This window comes from Pseudoalteromonas sp. BZK2 (assembly GCF_014349195.1).
Lineage (GTDB): Bacteria > Pseudomonadota > Gammaproteobacteria > Enterobacterales > Alteromonadaceae > Pseudoalteromonas > Pseudoalteromonas simplex.
Window position 1 is genome coordinate 61,271 of sequence record NZ_JACSOG010000009.1, and the last position, 24,907, is coordinate 86,177.

22 protein-coding genes are annotated in these 24,907 nt (G+C 40.8%); 14 read left to right on the forward strand and 8 right to left on the reverse strand.

The annotated features are described in order from the left end of the window. Positions 1-80: 80 nt before the first annotated feature. Entirely contained in the window at positions 81-1,331 is a 1,251-nt protein-coding gene (locus BIZ38_RS07075; RefSeq protein WP_138599911.1) for an MFS transporter, read from the reverse strand. Between the two features lie 251 nt (positions 1,332-1,582). On the opposite strand from BIZ38_RS07075, the gene BIZ38_RS07080 reads away from it, so the two are divergent. From BIZ38_RS07080 to BIZ38_RS07090, 3 genes are all read left to right on the forward strand, one after another. Next, the gene (locus BIZ38_RS07080) at positions 1,583-3,952 is read left to right on the forward strand and encodes a TonB-dependent receptor domain-containing protein (protein WP_054551854.1); all 2,370 of its coding nucleotides are present in this window, start codon (positions 1,583-1,585) and stop codon (positions 3,950-3,952) included. 170 nt (positions 3,953-4,122) lie between these two features. Then, positions 4,123-5,043 carry an alpha/beta fold hydrolase gene (locus tag BIZ38_RS07085; RefSeq protein WP_054551855.1) on the forward strand — a complete coding sequence of 307 codons (921 nt, stop codon included), beginning with the start codon at positions 4,123-4,125 and terminating at the stop codon, positions 5,041-5,043. 43 nt (positions 5,044-5,086) lie between these two features. Further along, a complete protein-coding gene (locus BIZ38_RS07090; protein WP_187489948.1) occupies positions 5,087-5,782 on the forward strand; it encodes an ATP-dependent Clp protease proteolytic subunit in 696 nt (231 codons plus the stop codon). Here the strand turns inward: BIZ38_RS07090 and BIZ38_RS07095 are convergent. The 4 genes from BIZ38_RS07095 to BIZ38_RS07110 form a co-directional block, all read right to left on the reverse strand. After that, entirely contained in the window at positions 5,779-6,855 is a 1,077-nt protein-coding gene (locus BIZ38_RS07095) for a hypothetical protein (RefSeq protein ID WP_187489949.1), read from the reverse strand. The genes BIZ38_RS07090 and BIZ38_RS07095 overlap by 4 nt on opposite strands. Positions 6,856-6,996: 141 nt before the next feature. Beyond that, the gene (locus BIZ38_RS07100) at positions 6,997-8,364 is read right to left on the reverse strand and encodes an alkaline phosphatase PhoX (protein ID WP_187489950.1); all 1,368 of its coding nucleotides are present in this window, start codon (positions 8,362-8,364) and stop codon (positions 6,997-6,999) included. Positions 8,365-8,476: 112 nt separating this feature from the next. After that, positions 8,477-9,130, reverse strand: coding sequence for a hypothetical protein (locus BIZ38_RS07105; RefSeq protein WP_187489951.1), 654 nt, complete (start codon positions 9,128-9,130; stop codon positions 8,477-8,479). A gap of 15 nt (positions 9,131-9,145) precedes the next feature. Then, positions 9,146-9,958: a MipA/OmpV family protein gene (locus tag BIZ38_RS07110; protein WP_187489952.1), complete on the reverse strand. Its 813-nt coding sequence runs from the start codon at positions 9,956-9,958 to the stop codon at positions 9,146-9,148. Positions 9,959-10,161: 203 nt separating this feature from the next. Here BIZ38_RS07110 and BIZ38_RS07115 point away from each other — a divergent pair, with 203 nt between their 5' ends. From BIZ38_RS07115 to BIZ38_RS07155, 9 genes are all read left to right on the forward strand, one after another. Then, complete coding sequence (locus BIZ38_RS07115) at positions 10,162-11,259, forward strand: sensor histidine kinase (RefSeq protein ID WP_187489953.1); 1,098 nt, start codon at positions 10,162-10,164, stop codon at positions 11,257-11,259. A 3-nt stretch (positions 11,260-11,262) separates the two neighbouring features. Then, complete coding sequence (locus BIZ38_RS07120) at positions 11,263-11,898, forward strand: response regulator (RefSeq protein ID WP_054551862.1); 636 nt, start codon at positions 11,263-11,265, stop codon at positions 11,896-11,898. An 89-nt stretch (positions 11,899-11,987) separates the two neighbouring features. Beyond that, the gene (locus BIZ38_RS07125) at positions 11,988-12,458 is read left to right on the forward strand and encodes a DUF4920 domain-containing protein (RefSeq protein WP_187489954.1); all 471 of its coding nucleotides are present in this window, start codon (positions 11,988-11,990) and stop codon (positions 12,456-12,458) included. After that, positions 12,451-13,020, forward strand: coding sequence for a PepSY-associated TM helix domain-containing protein (locus BIZ38_RS07130; RefSeq protein ID WP_187489955.1), 570 nt, complete (start codon positions 12,451-12,453; stop codon positions 13,018-13,020). Before BIZ38_RS07125 ends, BIZ38_RS07130 begins: the two co-directional genes overlap by 8 nt. Before the next feature lie 464 nt (positions 13,021-13,484). Beyond that, a complete protein-coding gene (locus BIZ38_RS07135; RefSeq protein WP_206004100.1) occupies positions 13,485-15,029 on the forward strand; it encodes a pyridoxal phosphate-dependent decarboxylase family protein in 1,545 nt (514 codons plus the stop codon). Continuing rightward, complete coding sequence (locus BIZ38_RS07140; RefSeq protein ID WP_187489956.1) at positions 15,022-16,314, forward strand: lysine N(6)-hydroxylase/L-ornithine N(5)-oxygenase family protein; 1,293 nt, start codon at positions 15,022-15,024, stop codon at positions 16,312-16,314. Before BIZ38_RS07135 ends, BIZ38_RS07140 begins: the two co-directional genes overlap by 8 nt. Further along, the gene (locus BIZ38_RS07145) at positions 16,311-17,498 is read left to right on the forward strand and encodes an MFS transporter (RefSeq protein WP_187489957.1); all 1,188 of its coding nucleotides are present in this window, start codon (positions 16,311-16,313) and stop codon (positions 17,496-17,498) included. The genes BIZ38_RS07140 and BIZ38_RS07145 overlap by 4 nt, the downstream gene beginning before the upstream one ends. Before the next feature lie 19 nt (positions 17,499-17,517). Further along, positions 17,518-19,917, forward strand: coding sequence for a GNAT family N-acetyltransferase (locus tag BIZ38_RS07150; protein ID WP_187489958.1), 2,400 nt, complete (start codon positions 17,518-17,520; stop codon positions 19,915-19,917). Further along, positions 19,892-20,593, forward strand: coding sequence for a (2Fe-2S)-binding protein (locus tag BIZ38_RS07155; RefSeq protein ID WP_187489959.1), 702 nt, complete (start codon positions 19,892-19,894; stop codon positions 20,591-20,593). The genes BIZ38_RS07150 and BIZ38_RS07155 overlap by 26 nt, the downstream gene beginning before the upstream one ends. A 46-nt stretch (positions 20,594-20,639) precedes the next feature. On the opposite strand, the gene BIZ38_RS07160 is transcribed toward BIZ38_RS07155, so the two are convergent. Next, positions 20,640-21,089, reverse strand: a complete 450-nt coding sequence (locus tag BIZ38_RS07160) for an Lrp/AsnC family transcriptional regulator (protein ID WP_054551870.1) — start codon at positions 21,087-21,089, stop codon at positions 20,640-20,642. Between the two features lie 99 nt (positions 21,090-21,188). Here BIZ38_RS07160 and BIZ38_RS07165 point away from each other — a divergent pair, with 99 nt between their 5' ends. Continuing rightward, positions 21,189-21,779 (forward strand): LysE family translocator, encoded by a 591-nt coding sequence (locus tag BIZ38_RS07165; protein ID WP_187489960.1) that lies wholly within the window; start codon positions 21,189-21,191, stop codon positions 21,777-21,779. A gap of 59 nt (positions 21,780-21,838) precedes the next feature. Here BIZ38_RS07165 and BIZ38_RS07170 read toward each other — a convergent pair whose 3' ends face one another. Both BIZ38_RS07170 and BIZ38_RS07175 read right to left on the reverse strand, forming a co-directional pair. After that, positions 21,839-23,020, reverse strand: a complete 1,182-nt coding sequence (locus BIZ38_RS07170) for a hypothetical protein (RefSeq protein ID WP_187489961.1) — start codon at positions 23,018-23,020, stop codon at positions 21,839-21,841. Between the two features lie 254 nt (positions 23,021-23,274). After that, a complete protein-coding gene (locus BIZ38_RS07175; protein ID WP_187489962.1) occupies positions 23,275-23,946 on the reverse strand; it encodes a penicillin-insensitive murein endopeptidase in 672 nt (223 codons plus the stop codon). 176 nt (positions 23,947-24,122) lie between these two features. Here BIZ38_RS07175 and BIZ38_RS07180 point away from each other — a divergent pair, with 176 nt between their 5' ends. Then, positions 24,123-24,866 carry a hypothetical protein gene (locus tag BIZ38_RS07180; RefSeq protein ID WP_138599894.1) on the forward strand — a complete coding sequence of 248 codons (744 nt, stop codon included), beginning with the start codon at positions 24,123-24,125 and terminating at the stop codon, positions 24,864-24,866. The last annotated feature ends 41 nt before the right edge of the window (positions 24,867-24,907 follow it).

The window sequence follows — 24,907 nt, forward strand, 5'->3', positions numbered from 1 at the left end:
TCGGAAAAAATACGTAAATTGATATCGCTGTCATTAATTGTTTAAACCATAAAAAGCCCCATAAAGGGGCTTTTTAAAGGTTATGACGGGTTTGCAAAATCGGGTCTGGGTAACTTTTCGAGTATGGCGTATAAATAAATCACCACAACGCAAAGCCCTCCTGCTACAAAGAACAAGGTTGGGCCATTGTAATAATCTAAAATTAAACCACCTCCGAGTGGCGCTAAAGCAAACCCTAAATCATAAAACGAAGCTGCGCCAAAGTAGGCACCACGAAGATGAGAAGGCGCCAGCCTATCAAGGTGAACGTTCATTGTCGGAAACAAAATGGTTTCGGCCAAACTCATCACCACTATCGCACCAATCCAACCCCAGAATAAATCGATTGGATTAAGTGCTAGCCAAAACTGTGACACCATCAATAGCACCAAGCCAATTTGAATGCGCACCGTTAGGCTAAATCGCGCCATCATTTTTAACAGCAGAAATTGACTTGAAATGATCACTAACGCATTGGTAAAAATAAGCGCAGAAATCAATGCAAGTAGGTCGGGAGCCTCTGCACGAGTTAAGTATTGTATGAGTGAACTATCCATTTGCGCATAAATAAACATGCACATAATATTGGCTAAAATTAAACACTGCAGCAGCTTATCTGCAAATAGAATACGTAAGATTTGCTTGCCTTGTACAGCTGGTTTTTTCTCTTCAGGCTCGTCGATTGCGGCAGTACTTTTGGCGGCTTTATCACTAAAATTAAAGCCCCAAACAAGCAGCACTAATAAAATAGCAAATGCCCCTGCGGTAATATAAAAGCTCGACTGCTCACCGGTTAAACCTAGCCATACCCCAGCTAATGGGCCCACCGCACAGCCCACATTAACAATAAAGTACAGCGACTGCATGGCCAGCTCACGAGTTTGTGCATCATCAATAATATCGCCAATTGCCGCACTGGTTAATGGTCGCCAAAGCGCAGTCGCAATCGAGCATAAGGTCATCACAATCACATAACCGGCCACGGTTTCTACCTCAGCCAACAGCGAGAAAGAAATGATATACAACACACCGGTGATGTACATCAGCGTATGTCGGCCCACTTTATCTGAGAGGCTGCTACCAATAAAACTGGTAAACACCGAAATCACGGCGGCACTGGTAAGTACCAAGCCGACTTCAGTTGCCGATAAAGCAAACTTTTCGTACAAGATTACCGCAAGAAATGGCCACACCATGTAATAGCTACCACGGGTAATAAACGAGCCAAATAAGAAGATCCACATAAGCACAGGAAACTGCTTAAAGCGCGCTAAAGAGATGTCTGAATTCATTATTTTAATTTTTATGGTGATGATGGAAGCACTATACATTAACAGGCTTTAAGATTGTAAATTGACTTCGCTTTAATCACCTTATTTTACTAATCAACAAAAGCATAAATAGAAAAAAGTTGTAACAACTGTAAATGCAACTTGAAAAAGATTAATCTAAATAAGAATAATTATTGATTGTATTTTTCATTTCTGTACTATACGCAGCGTCCCTCAAAGGGATAACCTACAAAAAGAACTGGAACCCTACAATGAAATCAATAAAACCAAGCTTACTGGCACTTGCCATAGCAACACATTTTTCAGCCTTTGCTGATGACGCTAAGCCGAAACAAGATATGGAACGCTTAGTAATCACTGCAACAGGTTTTGAACAAAAAGTTACCGAAGCACCCGCAAGTATTTCAATTATCACCAATGAAGATATTAAATCTCATGCCTTCACCTCAGTACTTGATGCTGTGCAGTATTTAGAAGGTATCGACATTGGCACAACTCGTGATAAAACGGGCCAAGGCAGTGTGAGTATGCGTGGTTTAACAGGTGAATACACCCTGTTACTAATTGATGGTAAACGCCAAAATAACCATGGCGACATTTACCCAAACAATTTTGGTGGCAACGCGTTTAACCACGTACCACCGGTTGATGCGATTGAGCGAGTTGAAGTAATTCGCGGTCCTGCATCAACACTTTATGGTGCAGATGCGCTGGGTGGTGTAATCAATATCATCACTAAAAAGCACACTGACAGCTGGAGTGGTGCAGTATCTTTTAGCCGTTCACTACAGCAAAACGATGATTTTGGTGATGACATTACCACTGACTTTAGTGTGATGGGCCCGCTAATTAAAGACGTATTAAGTTTAGGTGTGCGCGGCAGTGTTTACGAACAACAAGCATCATCGCCAACATTTGAACCTGCGACCGATCCTAACGGTGTTGTACATACTCGTTCATTAGGCTTTGGCAGTGGCGGTCGTACCGTTGATAACACAAATGAGCAGTATGGTTTTACGTTAACTTATACCCCGTTTGAATCTCATCATTTACGTTTTGATTATGACAATTCAAGCCAAGTGTACGACAACACACCTAGCTACGACATTGAATCAGGCACCATTACTTACCCACTTGGTACTAAAGATAACATTGAATCAATTTGGCAAGATCGCCGCGGCCAAGTAAACCCGCGCGCAGGTTACGCCGCAGACCAAGAGTTTGACCGTGAATGGTGGTCACTCAGTTATGATGGCGATCTTAACTGGGCAACGGTAAAAGCCTCTGTGTCTTATGTTGATACGCAAAACAATGGCCGTACTTTACCACTGAGTGTAAGCGAGCGATTAGAGCTGCAAGCTATGTACGATGGTACTGGCGAATACGAAGGAATGGACGAGCAAGCACGTAAAGACTTAGCTGAAGAAACATTCTTACCACGCCCTGCTCGCCCACTTGAAAGCAGCCAATATACCTATGACTTACGTTTTGATATTCCAATCGAGGGGCGCTTTGGTAGCCATAACCTAGCAATTGGTGGCCAGCTTATCGACGGTGAATTAAAAGACGGTGTATTTGGTCTTGAAAGTGATCAAGCTGGCAAAGTACAAGAGCAAAACATGTACTCAATCTTTGCCGAAGATAACTGGATGGCAACTGATAACTTCACCTTTACACTTGGTGCTCGTTACGATGACCACGATGTATTTGGCAGCCAAGTATCACCTCGTGTTTACGGTGTATATAACTTATCTGACACTTGGACCTTAAAAGGTGGTGTAAGTACAGGTTACAAAACACCAAAAACAACTGACCTTTATGACGGGATCACCGGATTTGGTGGCCAAGGCACAAGCCCATTTGCAGGTAACCCTGAATTAGAACCAGAAACCAGTGTTAACTCAGAAGTTGCACTTTACTGGACTTCACTTGATGGCGATCACAACATTAACGTGACTTACTACAACACCAAGTTTGAAGACAAAATTGCCAGCGGCGATACAATTTTAAGTTGTGAGCAAACTAACGACGTACGTCCATGTGTGAACTTAGGTCAATACGATCAGCTTGGCTACGATAGCTACAGCCAAAAGATCAATATCGACGAAGTAGACCTTCAAGGTGTTGAAATTGCTGGTCAATACACAATCACTAAAACAGTGTCTGTTAACGGTAACTACACCTGGACTGATAGCGAACAAAAGAGCGGTCCTGAACAAGGTCAACCATTAACTAACTCAGCTGAGCACATGGCAAACCTTACCCTAAACTGGGAAGCGACTGACTTTATGAACCTATACCTACAAGGTGTATATCGTTCAGACCGTTACCGCGGCTGGGATAACGTGCACGATAAAGCGCTGTATTACAAAAACTACAACCTACTTAATTTAGGTGCGCAGTTTTATGTAAATGAGTACGTGCAAATCAATGCCCGTGTAAACAACCTATTAGACGAAGATTTCACCTCATATAGTACTAGCTATACCGACCTAAATGGCGATGGTGAGTACGAATACCTAACAGGTCGCGGTGTAGTTAGCGAAGTTACATTCACAGACGACTACAACGTTAAAGATAAAGGCCGTAACTTCTGGATTGGCGTTACCGCTTACTTCTAAGTAAACTCCCTGAAAATAGACAGCATGTAGTCATATGCTGTCTATTTTTCTTACCGTCCCTATTATTGCTCCTGTTATTGCTCCTATTATCAGTATTCTTTTTACTGTCACTAAATTGCCAACTTCACACATTAAGCTGATGGTACCTGCGTAAGCTTATTTGTCAGTCTATGGAACATATCCTTACAGCCAGCGGTATCTGTATTAGTTATCAAGATGAAGGCGATAAAAATGCGCCGGTGATCATCTTAATTATTGGCTTAGGTGCTCAATTTACCGTTTGGCCAGAGTCGCTATATTTTGGCTTGGTCGAAAAAGGCTTTCGGGTTATTCGTTTTGATAATCGTGATGCAGGGCTATCCTCATCGTTAGATGAGTTAGGCAAGCCGAGTCTAGTAAAGCATTGGCTTAGCCGCCGATTACCCATTCGCGCAAAGCTGCCCTATTCGCTCGATGACATGGCTCGCGATGTAAAAGAATTAATGGATGCACTGGCTATCAAAAAAGCGCACTTAGTGGGGGCGTCGATGGGTGGCATGATTGCGCAAATTGCCGCGGCAAAGTATAAAAAACGTGTACTGAGCTTAACTTCAATTATGTCGAGTAGCTCGCCGTTATCGTTTTCGGGATCAAACATTAACCTGTTGGTAAAGCTCGCAAAAATACGCCCCCGAAGCAGTAATAAAGAAGCCGCTATTGACTACAATGTTAGGCTCAACCAACTCATTGGCAGCCCAGCCTACCCACAAGATGAACACGCTTTATACGCCAACGCTGAACGCTATATTGAGCGGGCCCACACAAATCAAACAGGCTTTAAACGTCAGCTTGCAGCCATTGCCGCAACGCCTTATCGCGAGCAATTACTAAAAAAGATTAAAGCGCCCACGTTAGTAATTCACGGCAGTGCTGATCCTGTTATGCCGCTGTCTGCGGGTATCAACACCGCCCTGTTAATAAAGCGCAGTAAGTTAAGAGTCGTGCCCGGAATGGGCCATGATTTTCCGCCCGCTTTAATGAAAAAAATGACTAAGTGGATAGCTAAACATGCCGCTAAAGTCAGCGCCAAAAAAGCCGCTAAAAAACCCTAAAAGCATGATAGAATTATCATATAATTTATAAGGTTAGCGTTTTATGTTACGTGTATTTTTTAGTCTATTTTTAATCATCCCTTGGTTAAGCTTTGCCGGTGTGTCACTGAGCGAGCAGCGCATTATTTATCAAGGCGAAATTAATGCCAAAAACAATCAACATGTTGCACAGCTTTTGGCTGAGCAGCAAAACATAAACAGCATACAAATCACCAGTGGTGGCGGAAACATTGATTTAGGTATGGATCTCGCCGAATTGATTTTGGCGCATAATTTAAAAGTTCATGTAAAACAATTTTGCTTTTCGTCGTGTGCTAATTACGTATTACTTGCAGGAAACCCTACCACCATAGCTAAGAACGCCATTGTCGGTTGGCACGGCGATGCCGCTTCAGCTCGCTGGCGGGATAGCGATATTGATGCCATGGTAAGCCATTTAAAAGAGCCAGAAAAAACAACCAAGTGGCAGGCTTTGCGCACTCAATACGATGAAATAATCGCAAAAGCCATGGCTCGTGAAAAAGCCTTTTATGCAAAACGCGGAGTTAATCATGACTTGCTAACGATTGGTTTATCTAAAGAGCTAAAACGTGCAGCTGTGGCACAAAAAGCCAGAGGCTGGAGCTACTCAAAAAAAGCACTCAATACACTGAATGTGAGTAATATTAAGTTTGCAGATTGGCAGCCCCGCTCAGCAAAGAACTTTCCGTTACTAATAATTAGTGACCTTGGGGATTAGCTTTTGTAATCACGGATATAACGGTAATCAAATTCGGTGTCATCTAGAATGTCGCAATAATCACGAAAATCATTACTCTGCATTTGCTGAATATCGATGATCACCGACTGCTCTGTTACGAGTTTTTTAAAGCTTTGCAATAGCGTACGTCCTTGCTTTGCATCTATATGGCAACCGAATTGATAAATGTCATATAGCCGAGCGAACTGATCACCGCTCTGCCTTGAGCTTGCCATGAGTGCTTCACCACGCTCAAAAGCAAGCATTCTTCCCAGAATAAATTGCGCTCTAGGTTCATTTTTATGTTCAACGAGATAACGTAAAATAGTTTCTGATTTAAATGTATCTTGTGGAAAATTCCCCTGATAAACGCCTCGCTCATCAAAGTGACGACCCGAATAGTAGGCAAAAGCATAGCTAAATGCTTTTTTGTCAGACAAGGTTGCAAGAAACTCATCATCTGTTGGAATATGTTTTGCTCTAAACTTAGCTGCTTGATGTTGCTCTTGCTCCACCTGTTTTTCAACAAACAAATACTGCTGGTGAGCAAATGCACCAACGGCGCCTGCAAAACTCAAACATGATGTAGCAATTAGGGTACTCGGTAATACTACCAACCAATGATTTTTAATTTTTTTATACCCTGCCAGCTCCCCCGATTCATACACCTCAGCAAATAACTTATGGTCAATAAATGGAATGCTTTTACGTGCAATAAATGCTGCTGACCAAGAGCCAAGTGCAAATAACAAAGCATAAATTGATAAAGACAATGTACCGCTGATCAAAACCTCTGAACTGAGCGCAACAGCGATTACAGATAGGTATGCAATAAGTGAAATAACTGAAAAGATACGATCATAGCCACGCCCATGAATACGAACGGCTAGGCCAACGAGTACGCCGCTAATCACTAACATTACTGGCCCAATAGCACTTTTAATTGAAAATACTGTGATCCATAAAATAATGATTGGGATACTCCAGCACGCTACGCCGATTGCGGCTGCAAGTGGACTTTGCTTAACTAGTTTTGCTTTAACTTGCTCTCGACTCTGCTCAGTAACAGACATATCAACTCCGTTTTCGTTTTATTATTATTTTCCTGTGAAACAAAGTGATTCTAACTAGAACAGCTGATTATAAAAAGAGGAACAAAAATTTCGTGATACAAAAAAAGCCACCTCGCAGTGGCTATTTAAAATAGACTTTAATTAAACACTAAATTGATGCCATGGGCCTGTTATAGCAAGTGTTTTTGAAGGTGAGTAAACGTTCACAAACAAAGTGCTACCATCGGGTGAAAAACAGGCACCAGCCAGCTCAGTTTGCGCCACTAAGCGGGCAAAATTATAAACTTGGCCTTGGGGTGTCACACCACGAAGATGATTATCAACCACATCGGTGTATTGGTCTTCACAGACAATTAAGTGACCATTAGGTGACACGGTTAGGTTATCGCCAAAGTTGTAGAGAGTTTTGCTAGTACTTTCTACAAACAACGAGATCTTACCAGGTTGCTGTGCTTCTTTATCGGTTCCTTCAAATTCTGATGGCTGATATTTCATAACCTGACCAAGTTGTTTTTTACCACCATTGGTACAGCAAAAATAAAGCTCTTTATCACCCCAGTGAATACCTTCACCGCGAGCAAACAATGCTGCACCTTGTTTGTAGCCGCGTAGGCGTAGGTCGTCTTTCGGGCTTTCAGGGTTATCTAGATTGACCCACTCAACCTCAAGCTCTTGATGTAGCCCCATGGCTTTATTATTCCAGTTACGGCTATCGAATTGTGGCTTACCTTTTACCACCATAGCTTGTAATTGCCCGCCTTTATGCAGCTTGCCATATTCATTTGGAATAAAACGATAAAAGACGCTATCACCTTTATCTTCAGTTAAATAAACAATGCCCGTACGCGGATCAACGGCAGCCGCTTCGTGGTTAAATCGACCCATGGCTTTTAATGGCTCAGGTTTAATTAAGCCTTTGCTATTTGCGGGTACTTCAAAAATATAACCATGATCTTGGTTAAATCCATCGGCTTTAGTATCGGTGGTTTCTTCGCACGTAAGCCAGGTGCCCCATGGCGTGATACCGCCAGAACAGTTACGAATAGTGCCGACCAATGACAAGTACTCTTGCTCTTTTTGATGGGTTTTTAAGTTATACACGATATGACTTGTGCCACCCGGTAACGCCACACCGTCACTGTTAGTATCAAAAGCCAGAGGTGTTTTATGATTGGCAATACTTGCTTCAGCTTTCGCTAAGTCTTTTGGTTTCAGCTCATGGTTTCGCACTAATGCAACACGGTCATTACCAAGCGCTAGACAGCCCATGCCATCAGCTTTGTCCGGTACTGTAAACCCATCAGACATTTTCTCACCTAGGCTTGAAACAACTTGATAACTAAAGCCCTCGGGTAAGTCGAGCAATTTATCTGGATCAGGAATTAACGGACCAAAGCCCACAGCCGATGTTTTTAAATCACCTAACGACACTTTACCTATGGCACTTTTTGATAATCCTAAAAAGGCTAATGTGCCCGCCCCTACTAAAAATTCTCGACGTGAAACCATGCTAACTCCAAGCTAAAAACCAGCTTTATCATACAAATAAAAAAGGCATTATAAAGCAATGAAACGATAAAAAGTTACATTATCACAATATTCACGAAATTGTCATAAAGCACTACTCTTTGATGATTGCTAGTTGCTCATTAGGTAGCAGCACAATTAAGTAACCACGTTGCTCTAAGTTACAAAAATCAAATTCAAAACCGGCAATTTGTAAGTCACTAGCGCAATGAGTTAGCGGTATATAAGCTGTTGCTGTTGCTTCAGTTAATTCACTATTAGCAAGTTTATAGCTGTAGTTCGTATTGCCGATAAAACTAACCAGCCTAACCACAGGGTAATCACCACTATCTACAGCCTCAGTGCGTGCTACAAAAGCCAGTTTCAGCGTTTCGCCATCCATATAAATGATCACATAATTAGCTATATCACTAACAACCCACTTTTGTAGATGAGCTTTTATTTCAGCATCATAAAAAGCTGCAAAGCCAACCTTTCCGACCACAGAACGCTTAAAGTTAAGCTTTTCAAAACCACCGTAGCCATCGATTGATTGTTGGAAGTTCTGCTCCTTATAAATTGCGCTTGTTGGTGTGTTGTTTCGTAGGTTCATCATATAAAAATCAACCGGGTACTCGCTAAAGTTATAAACATAATAGTCACTTTCATAGACACCTTGGTATAAATCGTCTTCGTCAAACACTTCCTCTTCAGCGCTATTGCAACCAGTTAGTAAGAGTAAAATGCATAATCTCAGTAGATAATTCATTGCTCATCCCTTTCTCTAAAAACGATAATTTATAGTTGCAGTGAATTGCTGCTTGGCAGTTTCTCCCACGAGCGGGCTTTTTTTGATAGTTGAGTCAAGTTGCTCATACCGAAAGCTCGTAAAAACAGACCACTGCTCATTAAAAACATAAGTCAGGTTTAGCGAGGTAAATGGGTTAAGGGCTGCACTTGGCTGATATTCATATCTGCCAAACTCAGGGGCGATATTGCCATTAGCTATGCCATACAGGTATTGAGTGTATTTTTTATCTTGCCAATAAAAACCGAGATCAGCACTTAGCTGTAACCCTAATCCTTGGCCATAAATCGGTAGGTTATAGCGGGCAAGAAACGTAAGTCCATCGGAGTGATTCGAAATATCTTGCGCTAAACGAACAAAAAGCTGTTTATATTGCAGCTGAGTTCTGAAGGTTAGCTCACCTTTGCCGTCTTTATAGTCAGTGAAAACCTCATCATCCGACAACTCATCACTAAAGATTAAACTGCTATCGTAGGTTTCATCTCGGAGACTAAGCCCCATTGACGCTTCAAATTCTGCGCCTTGTAAAAAGGCATATTGCACTAAGCCATATTTAGGCCCTATGCGCCAGTTGCCTTTTCGGGCGTTGAAGTATGGCAAGACCATGGTTTGAATATCGTGATCTCGCCATGCTGTATCAATAGCCAATTGTGCAGCACCGACCTCCATTTGCCATTGCTGTGATTGTTCATCGGCCTTGGCATCATCAACAAATAATGCTGCTAAACAATAAGTTGCAATCAACAGATAAGAAAAAAGACTATTTCGCAGAAATTCATGTTTGGTCATGATAATGTCCCTATATTGGTGTTTTAATGCAGTTTAACGCCTCACCATTAGGACTGACTTGCTGCAAATGTCACATATTTAATCGTGACATTTGTCATATACATAAACGAATAATTGCGGATTAAACTAAGCGTATGAACAAACTCTTGCAAACGTTGATACATCGAAGCGATTTTATACTCTCAGCAATCACCTGGGGGTTTGTGTTTATTTATACTCTGCACGCTTGGTCGCAAAGAGCAGAGTCGGCGCAGCTAAGTTTTAGTACAATAAATACGTTTTTGATCAGTGTGTTATTTATAAGCTTTTTTGCTTTTTTAATTTATTTTGAGTTTTTCAGATCACGATTTAAGCACTATCAAACCCGTATTTTGAACTTCACTATCGCTAATGTTGTGCTATTGATGTGGCTATTTAATATTGGCTTTGTTGCAATTCTATTGATCATCTTCTTAGTTAAATTCAGCGATTACGAGCCAAACAAAGCCAGCCTCTATTTACTCATTTGCCTGCCCTTTTTGATGGCGCTGACGCTTCACTATGGCTTTGATAAGCAATTTGTATTGCTCAACGGGTTGGCTTTCACTTTATACAATAGCTTTGCCTATCGCTTTGCTACTCGGCTTATTTCTGAGCGTAAAGCCAAAGATCAAGCAGCCCATTTATTACGTGAATTGAAAGCAACTCAAGCGCTTTTAAACGATACCGCAACTCGCGATGAACGTATTCGTATTGCCAGAGATTTACATGATACCCTTGGCCACCACCTTACAGGACTCAGTATTCACTTAGAAGTCGCCAATCACTGTGCTAATCATGAAGCACCAAAACACATAACTAAAGCACAGCAAATTACCCGCTTGTTATTAAATGATGTGCGTGACTCTGTCTCGTCAATGCGAGAAAACCAAACCATTGATTTACATGCATCGCTTAATTCACTGTGCAGCCATGTTACAGGCTTAAATGTCACACTCAATTACGATGAAAATATAAAAATAAGTGATACGTTATTGGCACAAACGTTATTTCATACTGTGCAAGAAGCGATTACGAATTGTATTAAACACAGTGATGCGACTGAGCTGTCGGTAAGCTTAGACCTCCAAGCTGATTCAGTGCATCTCACTATTTATGATAACGGCGGCGAAATGCCCAAGCTGAACTTAGGCAATGGCTTAACAGGCATGCAAGAGCGCTTAGCTTTAGTGCGAGGGGCAATCGAGTTTGAACAAAATAATAATGGGTTTACGATTGCTGCAACGTTACCTCATAAACTTAATCCACATACTTTGGCGTAAAAAATGATTAGGGTATTACTCGTTGATGACCAAACATTATTAAGAGAAGGCTTAAAAAGCTTACTCGCTCTTAAAGCAAGTATTCAAGTCGTGGCTGAGGCTGACAATGGCCAAACGGCTCTTGAGATGCTCAAGCAACATTCTATTGATGTTGTACTCCTTGATATTCGCATGCCTATTCTAGACGGTATTGGCGTACTGAAAAGTATGCAAGCACAACAGCTGAGGCAACCAGTACTGGTACTCACGACCTTTGATGATAGTGAACAAGTGCTAGAATGTATTCGCTATGGCGCTAAGGGTTATGCGTTAAAAGATATTAATTTAGAGCGCTTGGTCAGCGCCATCGAAACACTTGCTAAAGGTGGCTCAGCGCTAGCTCCTGCGATCACCGAGCGAATTTTGAATAAGCCCACTAAAACAACCGATACTTCTTTAGCAACTCCTGATAAATTAAGTAAAAGCGAGCTTAGAGTGCTCAATTTAATCGCTGCAGGCTATTCAAATAGTGAAATCGCCGAGGCACTTTATAAGTCTGAAGGGACTATCCGTAATCAAGTGTCTTTTATTCTCAGAAAGCTAGATGTACGTGATAGAACCCGTGCAGCATTAAAAGCAATTGATCTAGGTTTGATATAATTGCAAATCATTTTTAATCTCATTAAGCTTTTATCATACAAGTAAATCGCTTAAACTAAGGCTTAATTTTATTTCAAGAAGCAACCGCTATGTTCCTAAAATCAAAAACATTTATTGCATTTTCATTGGCGCTTTTAAGCTTTAGCCAACACGCCTTTAGCTTACAATTTGGCAATCAAGTCGACAGTGACAAACTCATTAAAATTTCGACGGTTATGGCCTCACCAGACGATTACCTTGCAAGTCCAATTACCGTGGAAGGGACTATCACTGGGGTTTGCGAAAAACGTGGTTGCTGGATGACGCTCGCATCAGACAAACGCTTTGAAAACTTACGTATCAAAGTTGAAGATGGCGACATGGTATTCCCAATGACGGCTAAAGGCAGTAAAGCTATCGTAACCGGTAAGCTCGATAAAATTCAGCTTAGCCTTGGCCGCACTAAAGCGCTACTTGCTCACAAAGCGCAGCAAGCCGGCGAAAGCTTTGATGTAAACTCTGTGACTGAAGCAATGGCTATTTATCAGCTCGTACCGAGCGGAGTTGAAATCATTGAGTAACAAACGAGGTATCAACTGGTTTAAGTTAAACAGAAACTTACACCGCGATATTGGTTATTTTTGTGTTGGTTTAGTGATTATCTTTGCGGTTTCTGGCATTGCAGTGAACCACAAAGATGATTGGAACCCAAACTACAAAGTAAGCCACCAGCAAATCAGTGTGAGCGATGAAACTTGGCAATTAGATAATGACGAGTTGCTGATTGAACAAATTATCTCTCATGCTGATGTAAGCGAGCCGGTAAAGGCCTCTTATTGGGTGTCGCCGCAAGAGTTTAAGGTGTTTTTAAAAAACGGTAACAATCTCAGCCTTAAACTTAATAAAGATATCATAAGCTATGAAGCCATTGAGCCTCGTCATGTATTTCAAGCATTTAACCGTTTACACTTGAACGAGACAAACGAATCGTGGGTTATTTTTTCTGATATTTTTGCAGGGCTGCTGCTGTTTTTAGCGATCAGCGGCTTGTTTATGATCAAAGGTAAAAATAGCCCATGGGGCAGCCGCTCAGTTTTAGTCATTAGCGGTATGTTGCTCCCCGCTGCTTATGTGTTTTTATAAACTAAAGTTCCCTGTTGCCATTCTCGCTAAGAGCGATGGCAACTTTTTTAATTAATTTAATACTCACCAAATTTGTAACACAGTCTTTCTTAAAATAACTATTCGCAGAACCCTCCCTTTGCTTACGCATTTTATAGCAGCTCAAAGTGTGTTTACTTAGCTCTTAAAACCTCTCACCTACCTATTATTGTTTTTTTAAATGATGGCTTTATTGCTTTTATTTGTGAGCATTTTCATCGAAAAAGCAAAAAATGCTGTCAAACAGAACCTAAAAAAGGGACTAACTTAGTCATAATTTATGACTAAATTGCAATTATTTATTACTAGATAAATTTAAAAACAAAACACTTTCAACTTATTAAAGGTAATTAAATTGTAAAGTAAATTAATGATTTATTATTATTGATATTGATAATCACTATCATTACGATCCCGATTCAAATTAACCAAGAAGGAATTGAGTCGTGAATCAATTAGCCCCCGTGCTTAATGCTCATTCATCAATAAACGTTGATGAACAGCCCCATGCGTTTATTTTTAACGAAAATAATTTACTCAAATATGAGATGGCTTCAATGCAAACAATGTCGCTCATCCATCAAGCGCTGCGTTCTGCAAAACAAGTTCATTCTGGCGTCTGCCACAAAGAGCTCAGTAAACAAATAGCCAGAGTAGAACTAAATCAACCTCTCAATAACGTTGAGCAAGCGCTAAATGAAGTAAAATCGTTGTATTTAGATCATGCTGTCTATTTTCATCATCCAAAGTATGTTGCCCATCTAAACTGCCCCGTTGCTTACCCTGCGGTGATAGCCGAACAGTTATTAACTGCTATAAATTCTTCGTTAGACACCTGGGACCAAAGTGCTGGCGGGACGCTCATTGAGCAAAAGATAATTGACTGGAGTATCGAACGCATTGGCTTAAGTGCTACTGCCGATGGCATATTCACAAGTGGCGGCAGTCAATCTAATTTAATGGCATTGTTACTTGCTAGAGACCATGCAGCAGAGCGCTTATCAGGGCACCTTATTCGCGATTTTGGTTTAGGTCCAGATGCTCATCGCTACCGTATTTTTTGCTCTGAAGTCAGCCATTTTAGTATTCAAAAGTCAGCCGCTTTACTGGGCCTTGGCTATAACGCGGTTGTTCCGGTTACAGTTGATAAAGAGTTTAAAATGGACCTAGCCGCACTAGATGCAGCGATTGATGAATGTAAAGCACAAGGCAATATTCCGATAGCACTTGTTGCCACCGCAGGCACAACTGACTTTGGTTCAATAGACCCTATCGATAAGCTAAAAACGCGGTGCAAAGCTGATAATTTATGGCTTCATGTCGATGCCGCTTATGGCTGTGGACTACTTGCCGCTGATGATCACCGTCACTTACTCAATGGCATTGAACTGGCTGACTCGGTGACGTTAGATTACCACAAATCATTCTTACAACCTGTCAGCAGCAGTGCATTTATTGTTGCTGATAAAAAACAATTTAAACATTTAACTCATCATGCTGATTATTTAAATCCGTTTAACGACAACCCACAAGCAGCGCCAAACCTTGTTGATAAAAGCATTCAAACGACTCGCCGTTTTGATGCCTTAAAACTTTGGCTAACTTTACGCATTATGGGCCACGAACAGATTGGCAAAGTGTTTTCTTCTGTTATGGCACTAGCCCGTAGTAGTTATGTGGCACTCAAACAAGACCCTGAATTTGAGCTAATTCATCAACCTGAACTCAGTACCTTAGTGTTTCGCTTTAACGATAAAAACCTCAGTGATGAGCAACTAAACCTGCTTAATTATCAAATTAAAGATGAGCTATTCAAACAAGGTGAGTGTGCCATTGCTCGCACCAAATTTAGAGGTATCAACTACTTAAAGTTCACGCTACTTAATCCAAACACACAGATTGAAGACATTAAAAGTATTGCAGCTGATATTAAAGCCTGCGCCTACAGCATCAAGGCACGCCTAAAAGTTGAGGAAACTAGCCATGAATAAAGTATACGATTTAATTGCCGTGGGTCTTGGTCCGTTCAACCTCAGTTTGGCATGTTTAGCGGAGCCAATTGAAACACTTGATTCGTTATTTTTAGAACAACGTGATGAATTTAATTGGCATCCAGGGCTGATGCTCGATGGCGTTACATTACAAACACCGTTTATGTCGGATTTAGTCACATTGGCAGATCCAACCAATCCATACAGCTTTTTAAACTATGCGAAGCAACAAGGTAAGCTGTATCAGTTTTATATTCGAGAAAGTTTCTTTTTACTGCGCGAGCAATACAACCAGTATTGCCAGTGGGCAGCAAGCCAATTAAGTAACATACAGTTTGGCCATAAAGTCATTCATAGCCAGTTTGATCAAACAAAGCAGCTCTATGTACTCACTGTTGAATCTGCAAAGCAAACTAAAACGCTTTATTGTCGTCACTTGGTACTGGGCACAGGTCCCTCACCTTATTACCCACCTGCTGTTCAGGCTGAAGATACACAGCTCTGCCATGCCACTGAATATCTGTATAAACGGGATGAGTTAGTAAATAGCAAGAGCATCACTGTGATTGGCTCAGGGCAAAGTGCTGCTGAAGTATTTTATGATTTGTTGTGTGACATTAAACAGCATAACTACCAACTCAATTGGGTAACGCGAGCGCCGCGTTTCTTTCCTCTTGAGTACACGAAACTCACGCTTGAAATGACTTCTCCTGAGTATGTTGATTACTTTTATAACCTAGAACAGGCCACCAAACAGGAGTTACTAGCCAAGCAACGTAATTTATACAAAGGCATCAACTCAGAGTTAATTAATCAGATTTATGATCAGCTCTATCAACTTGATATTCAAGGTGTGAACCGCGCAAGGTTATTGACCAACAGCGAGCTCATTAAAAAACAAGGCAGTAAGTTAGTTTTTAGACACAGTGAACAACAGGCTGAATTTAGCTTGCATAGTAATCAGGTCATTATGGCAACAGGCTTTAGTTATCAGTTACCCGATTTTCTAAGTGGCTTAATGAGCGAAATAAATTGGCTAGATAACGGGTGTTTTGCTGTTGAGCGAAATTATAGTATCGACAAGCTACAAAGGTTGTTTGTACAAAATGCTGAGCTACACAGCCATGGATTTGTAACGCCAGATCTGGGCATGGCCTGCTATCGAAACAGCCATATTTTGCGCTCAATTTTAGGTTATGCACCCTACCCTGTTGAAACACAAATTGCCTTTCAAGAGTTTGGTTTACCCGGTGTTGTCAACGAAAAACAGAAGCAAATAGCATGAAACAACCCGCATTAAAGTCAAGCTTGGTGCTGCTGACGATTATATCTGTTGTTTGCGACACCATGATTTTGCCCTTTTACCCGCAGTTTTTTAGTGCCCAATTTGGTTTGCAATCAAGTAATCACATTGGTGCCTATATCGCTGTTTGCTGCATCACTGTGATGTGTGCTTTTCCTGTATGGGCGAAAATAGCGCAGCACGTGCACGAGCTGTATTTATGGGTGATCACCCAAATAATGGCTGGGCTATTGGGTGTTGCGTGCTTTTACAGCGAAAACGTTTGGAGCTTTTGGCTGTTATCACAGCTGATGCTGGTATTTAAAGCAAGTTACCTGCTTATTTACCCCTTTGTTCTAAGTATCGAAGAAAAACAACAGCACCTTGGTGTCGTTGCTTTATTTAGCGTGCTTTTACACTTTGGTGGTATTGGCGGTGCTTTATTAGGTGGCTTGATCATCCAAAGTATTGAGCCGCGCTTTTTATATTTAGTGATGGCTGCGGGCGACTGCTTACAGGTTATGCTCTGCTTATATTTAATTTACTTATTAAAAGTAAGCTACAAGCCACGGGAATTAACCGCATCATCAGTAAAACGACAGCGTTTCCCTGGCTACATTATTCGCTTAGGGGTTATATCTATGGGCGTGTACTTCAGCATGTTCTTAGCAACGCCATACTTTACGCTACTTTGGCAACAAGTAAGTGATTTCAGCAATGCACTGTTAGCTGGCGCTGTGTTTGCTATCCCTGCTTGGGTTGCACTTGTCATTTTGATTACAACCAAAAACAAACCTGCAACCAATCAACACAGTAAAACAATCGCCTATGCACTTATGTTAAGCAGTATCGGCCTATTTATACAACTTAGCTCACACTGGCAATGGCTTGTGTTCGGCCGTGTTGTATTTGCTATTGGGCTATTTTTACTGACCGTGCGTCTGCAAGTCATGTTGTTTGCAATGAGCGAACCACGCTTTTACTCAAGCGACTTTGCCAAGCTTCATTTTATGCAAAATATCGGCGTCATCTGCGCCTCATTTTTAGCGGGAGATTTAGTCTCTCGCTTTGAACTAAACACCCCATTACTGACGGGCTCTGTTGGCTTTGCCATCACTTTATGTTTGTTTTATCTGCTTTTTTTACGCAACAAACATACCTCAACAGACCCTATTCACAGTTATTAATTTTTAAGAGAACACGACTATGAAAAATATTACTGAAACTCATATTAAGCACGCTTTGCTTGGTGATGTAAAAATCAGAACATTAAACCCTGAACACGATCTAACAACGATTATCCCTTGGCTTAAACATCCCCAAGCTCAATTTTGGGGAGCAATGGAACATTCACCCGAAGAGATTTTAGAATTTTATACAACACTCAATAAAGATGAGGCTCAACAAGCCTATTTGCTTGAAATAAACCAAACACCGATTGCTTTAATTGAGATTTACAAACCACACATACTAAAACTTGAGAACCACCTAGCGCTTAAAAACGGCGATTTAGGCATGCATATTTTACTCGCTCCAAAGCAGTTCTCTGTGGCAGGGTTTAGTCTTGCTGTTATGCAGTCGGTGTTAGAGTTTATGTTTAATACCCTCGCCTGTGAGCGAGTGATTGTGGAGCCAGATGTAGCCAATCATAAAATTCATCGTCTTAACTTAAAGGCAGGTTTCAGCCATCATAAAGTTATCAAATTGGGTGAGAAAACCGCATTACTTGGTAGTTTAGAAAAAGATCATTTTAATTACTTACAGCATCTTTCGTCTCGCTTCGACACTTCACAGCAAGGGCCTGCAGTGCAACAATCCACGCCCTCTAGCAGTACTTCTCACCTAGACCAACAGGCTTGGCAATACGCAAACCGTTTACTGATTGCCAAAATGCTCAGTGAGTTTTATCACGAACGACTGTTTAGCTACGACAGTGAAAAATCTAACCATTACGTGTTGCATACCATGGGTGGGCAAAGCTATCAGTTTAAAGGTGAATCAATGCTGCTTAATCACCTACAAGTTGAGCCAAGTAGCATTACTAAAATGGCACTTGATCACAGTCAACCATTAGATGCTATTGCGTTTGTGCTTGAGTGTAATGACAAGTTAAACATAGATAAATCAATGCTTGGCACCTATCTCGAAGAACTCGCGAGCACACTCAGTGGCTTTGCATTTAAATTTAAAAATAATCACTATAGCGCTCAGCAATTAGCAGACGCAGATTTTCAAGTGATCGAAACCCAAATGACCATGGGTCACCCAAGCTTTATTGCCAACAATGGCCGGATTGGTTTTAACTCACAAGATTTTCACCAATATACCCCAGAAGCCGCAAACCCATTTCAAATTATATGGCTTGCCTGTCACAAACAGCACACCACCTTTAAAAGTACCGATGATTATAAATACGAGAGCTTGATTGCCGATGAGCTTGATTTAGCTGAGCGTTTACGCTTTGAAAAAGCACTAACTGAGCAAGGTTTAAAGCCAAGTGACTATCTGTTATTTCCTATGCACCCATGGCAATGGTTTAACAAATTAGTCCATGTTTATAGCTATCACATCTCGCAAAAACATATTGTCTGTTTAGGCTACTCACAAGATAGTTATTTACCGCAGCAATCAATTCGTACCCTGTATAACATCAGCAAACCGCACAAATGCTATGTTAAAACCGCCTTATCGATTTTAAATATGGGCTTTATGCGGGGCTTATCGAGCGCCTATATGAAAGTAACTCCGGCAATAAATCAATGGTTGTTCGACTTAGTAAACCAAGATAGCTATTTAAAATCTCTGAAGTTTCAACCTTTAAGAGAAGTCGCAACCCTTGGCTTTGATGAGCAGTATTACACTCATCCAGCGCTTGGCGATAACCCTTATAAGAAAATGATGGCGGCTCTTTGGCGTGAAAATCCTGCTCAATATATGGACGAGAATGAAAGCCTTGCCACTATGGCAAGTCTGCTTCATATCGATAGCGAAGGCCGTTCATTTGTAAGTGCTAAAATTGCCAAATCGGGGCTTAGTGCTGATAAGTGGCTAGCCCACTACTTACAGGCTTATATGACACCATTGCTACATTGTTTTTACCAGTATGATTTAGTCTTTATGCCACATGGTGAAAATCTCATCGTTCGATTTAATAATCATGTGCCGGTAGGCGTATTCATTAAAGACATTGGTGAAGAAATTGCCTTATTAAATAGTAATATCGAGCTGAATGATGAAATAAAGCGGATTAAGGTAACCATTCCAGAAGGCGTTGCCGTGTTGTCTATTTTTACTGACATTTTCGATTGCTTCTTCCGCTACCTTTCGGCAATTTTAGTAACTGATGGCCTACTGACCGAACAACAGTTTTGGCAAGCCGTCGCCGATACAATTGTTCAGTATCAGGCGAGCCACCCAGCTCTAAAAGACAAGTTTACTGAGCATGATTTATTTGCTGAGTCATTCCCATTGTCATGCTTAAACCGCTTACAACTGCGTAATAATCAACAAATGGTTGATATTACCGACCCAGCTTCAAGCTTGCAGTATGCAGGTGATTTACAAAACCCATTGGCGCAATATGCACTTGCAAACACAACAGCATAATAAGCTTGAGTTAGCCTTACGTCAGCAGTGCTCACTGCTGACGTTCTTAACTCCAACAATCGATGAACAATGGTTTAGCATTCAATGTTTAACTAGCAAGCAATTAACCGATTTAGCTAACTCTATAAAATTAAGAGGAGCAAATGTTACTGAGGGATATGTCGCAATCAATCTCTACTTACAACTGAACTGGCAAGTTATTTACTTATTAGTAGCCTGTGTAGAGCAGCTTGGTTGCATTCCTGATCTGGTCAATATTAAGCAGCGGGTAACAGGCTCACATATTTATGGTTTGGCTAATTTAAATATCATGGCTCAACAAGACTCTTTTAATAATTCAGATTTGATTGAACTGGCAGCCAATCATTTTTTTGACCACCAGCAAGCTTGGTATGATAACGTGCCATTGCAATACAGGCTAAATAAAGGATTATTAAAACGTTTACAAAGTGATACTTTCCACGCAGCGTTAATCGCTTGCTGGCCAGAGAAATCGATAAAATTTATAGCAAAGCGTTTTCAACCATGGCAAAAGCTATGTGGTAAACATCGCTTTAGTGATCAAAACAATAAGCTGACATTTATGCGTAAAACCTGCTGCTTACACTACCAACTTGTAGCCGCTGATTATTGCGCTAACTGCCCGTTAAACAAAAAAGGCACTAGCGCTTGCTAATGCCTTTTTCCAAACGTTTTCTATATAAAGGCTCTAAACCTATTTACTAAGCGCGTTCATCCTTCGGCGATTCCATCACTACATGAGTTGTAATGGTTCGTACTTGTGGGATTGAGCCAAGTACATCAGCATGAAATGCTTTATAGGACTTGAGATCCGCCGTCTCAACTCTCAACAAATATTCGAACGAGCCAGTTACATTGTGGCACTCTTTTACTTCATCAATAAACTCAAGAGCGTGTTCGAATGCTCGCTGAGAGACGGTTGAGTGCTCATTTAAACCAACCCCTACATAAGCGATAAATCCTAGGCCAACAGCCTGATTATTTATAACCGCCCGATACCCCGCAATAACCCCAAGCTTTTCTAGCTCTTGTACTCTACGAAGACATGCCGATGGCGATAAACCCACTTTATCTGCCAGCTCGGCATTGGCAATTCGGCCATTGCGTTTAAGCTCATGCAATATTCTGTCGTTAATTTTATCTTTTTTCATTTTTGATTGTGAACTTTAAATATACACAACAACATTAAGCGCAAAAATTGCGCGCATTACAACTTATAATTGCATCTTAATTCAAATGGAGAGATAGCGATGAGTTTTGAAATTTTAACAGCCTTGGCATTATTTGCTTTGGTATCATCAATCACCCCAGGGCCAAATAACTTAATGTTGATGAGCTCAGGTGCTAACTTTGGCTTTAAAAGAACCACACCACATTTACTTGGCGTGACGCTTGGCTTTATGTTGATGCTGGTTTTAGTGGGCCTTGGCATCATGCAGCTATTTGACTTGTTTCCACCAAGCTATTTGATATTGAAAGTATTTTGCATTGTTTACTTGCTCTATCTGGCGTTTAAAATTGCCACAAGTAACGCACAACAAAAAGCCAGTAGTGAAAATAAGCCGTTTACTTTTATTCAGGCTGCACTATTTCAATGGGTGAACCCAAAAGCGTGGGCAATGGCATTAAGCGCGGTTAGTTTATATGCCCCAGATAAAAACCTCACCTCAGTGTTAATCGTAAGCCTCGTATTTGGTTTAATTAACCTACCTTGTGTCAGCTCGTGGACTCTACTTGGCGAAAAGCTACAACACTGGCTCGCCAGCCCAAAGCGCTTAAAAGCATTTAACTACCTAATGGCAATTCTATTAATCGCTTCAGTGATGTTTAGTTTGTTTTAAATGATTATTAAGATTGAAATACCAATTCACTTGATTAAGTGAATTGGCTTGGATCTAAACTACATAAATTCAAACTGCTCAACAGTTGCGAGCTTTAATTTGTCTATATCTTTTTTGGCCGCTTTACAATGACGACGTAACTTTGAAGGAACATCTTTATCTGCAACAAGGTTTTTTAGCATAGCTTGATAACGCATCGTTTGTGCATTGGCAATAATTTTACAATAGTACGCGACACCATCTAGCATACGCCCATCGACAGTATATTTATTTTGCCAGAGCTTATTCGCTAATGCGTCTAGGTATTGCTCTTTATAAACACCGATATTATAAAATTTCTTACCAAGGATTTGAGTTTCGGTACCATCAGCTTGGTTCACTACATCAACAAACTGATAATGCTCTTGGCTATTAACATTATAAGTTAACTTTGAGTAAAATTGCCCATCTGCAGGTGACTTAACCATTTGAACACTGCCAAGATCTGTAAAATGAAATATTTGTATTTCAGGCTTGTTATTAAAAAAGCCTTTTTCAATATAACGAATATGATCAGGCTCACCTAACTTCTTAGTAATAGCTTCTGCGCTTAGCCCCTGCTCAAGAAAAAACAATGGGTTATCAAATGACTCTGTTGTGATATCAACCTGCTTTTTAATAGTCGCTTGCGTTTTTGGCGGCTCGGGAAGTACAACTTTACCCTTAACTAATTTGGCGATTACAGCTGTACTCTTATCAGGATCACCTTTTAAAACAACAGCATCAGATACTTGCTCACCAGCGCTATTTGTAAGCCAAACAGACGAAAAGTCACTACTCAAATATCCCTTTACTAGATAGCTTTGTCCTGCTTCTGGAATAAAAGATACATCACCTGTAACAATGTAATTCGTTCCTGAATTAAACATATAGTTAATAGGTGCGGCATGATGGACCTGCGCTACTAGTGTTAGTGTCATTTCCTCTGCTGGTACTTTTCGGCTAAACCCCACTGGTGACAGAACCATACCTTGTCCATAAGTAGCTTGGTTTGTTGCCCTAATAGCGTTATTGACATCTTTACCATTCACTTTACTCAAGTAAAAGAAGCGACCTGTACTAGTTGCCATGGTTCTGAAGGTATCATCTATAGTTGCTGTTTCGCCCTGATATCCTTGAGGAACAGGGTTATAAGTTGTCATACAAGCAGATAAAGTTGATACAAAGAATAAAATAGCAAAGATTTGTATTAATTTTTTCATATTTTTAAATTCTATATTTAATAGTAAATTCTAAATTAAAATGCTTAAGCTATGTGCATAGTGAGGCTTTAAGCATATTAAATACAAACAGAGGCATGATTCTATTTTTCTTAAAGAAAACGTGAGGAACTTACTTAAAAGTGGCACAAGTTGAAACATCCATGTTTTGCGCAACGTACTTTATCAGCTTTCAGCTGCTTGTTCACTAAAACCGTATAATCTAATTAACAATTCTAACCGTAATAAATTGAAGACTATTTTTCACACGGCACTAAAAAGTCGACATGGTAATGCTCATCATGTCGCACCCAGGATGGTTTAGTCGAAAACTGAATATGCTCTTTTAAATAATCGGCATACTTGGTTTTATAAAGCCCAGCTTGCAGGCTTGGGGCAAAGATCACGCGCCAAAGATCGTAACCTTTTGCTGTTGCCGATTTATGTAGCTCAACAATATGAGCTGCTAAAGCGGTGTAATCAACCTTAAACTGTTCAAACTGGCCTTGTTTATCAAATTCAATATCGTAGCCAAAACGATTAAACACATGTGTAGGCAAATGAACTGATTGCCCCTTTTCGTTAACAACCGGCGTCATAAAATCAACCGACAAGCCATTTTGATGGGTTTTATGCGGGCTAAATTTCCCGCCATTTTCTAAGCCCGTTTCAGCGTATTTGTATCGTTTATCAGGATGGGATTTCTGGAGCGCTTGGTAGGCATCAACAATGATGTTTTTTACCTGCGAATGAACATACGTACGCCCTGCCAGCTCTGCTATTTTGCTGTAACTGGTAAAGTTATCACCCTTGCTGGGTAGTTTTACTGCATTACGCACATAGCCATTGGCAGTCGTTCCACCACAGACGCTATTAGCCAAAACCGATCCAGAGCAAAATAATAAGGCTAAAACTAAACATGTTTTCATTGCAGTAGCTTCTTTAAAAATTTAAAGCTTAGTGACCTGTGAATGAACGAAAAGTGAAAACTCTGTCTAGCTTTCAATAAGTTAGCTAATTTGATTGAAAAAAGTAAAAACTTTTTGGAATAAACCTTTCACCCACTCGTTACCTCTATGTCAATTCGCAAAAAAAGGACGAGACAATGACAAACTTCAAACAATCACTTATCGCAATCTGTGTCGTAACTGCAACAGGCTTTTCAGCGGCTTCATCAGCAGCTGACGTGCAACTATCAGTAGCATCTGAGCAGCAAACAGCAAATAATAGTCAAGTTTCGACTGATTCAAACCAAGCAACGTCGAATACGACACTGATACAATCAACTCAAGTGTCGGGCTCGGCAACAACACAAAATTCATCAGCTGGTGTGAATACTGAAAGCTCAAATAGCGGACAAGCAAATAATCAAACAACGCTTGAAAACGATGAGCAGCAGCCTGCGGAAACTATGCCCGAGCTTGGTTTAACAAACTCAGTATCAAGCGCTTCTCAAGCAGCCAATACCGTAGCGCTAGCAGGTGAGTCAATGCTGTCAACTGCGACAACTGCTGTTAGTAATGTGGCCGTCGCGAACACAAATTCGAACACAACTAACGCAATGCAAAATCAATTGACTCAGCAAACAGATGTATTAGCGTCTTTAGAGCCTAGTGAGCTAAGCTCTGCTGGTCTAAGTCAAGCCTCGCAAATCACTAATGACCTGCAATCATCACTGATTAGTAATGTACAACAAGCTGCAATGAGCTCTGTACAAAGTAGTGTTGAGCAAACCATTTCATCAACTGTTAGCAACAGCGTCAATCAACAAGTTGCTGAGCAAGTATCCGCAGCGACGACTACCGAAGTCGTTAATAACATTCAAAACAGCTTGAACTTAGGCCTTTAACCAATAGCGTGCCGGGTTATCCCCCGGCGCTCCTTTAGGAG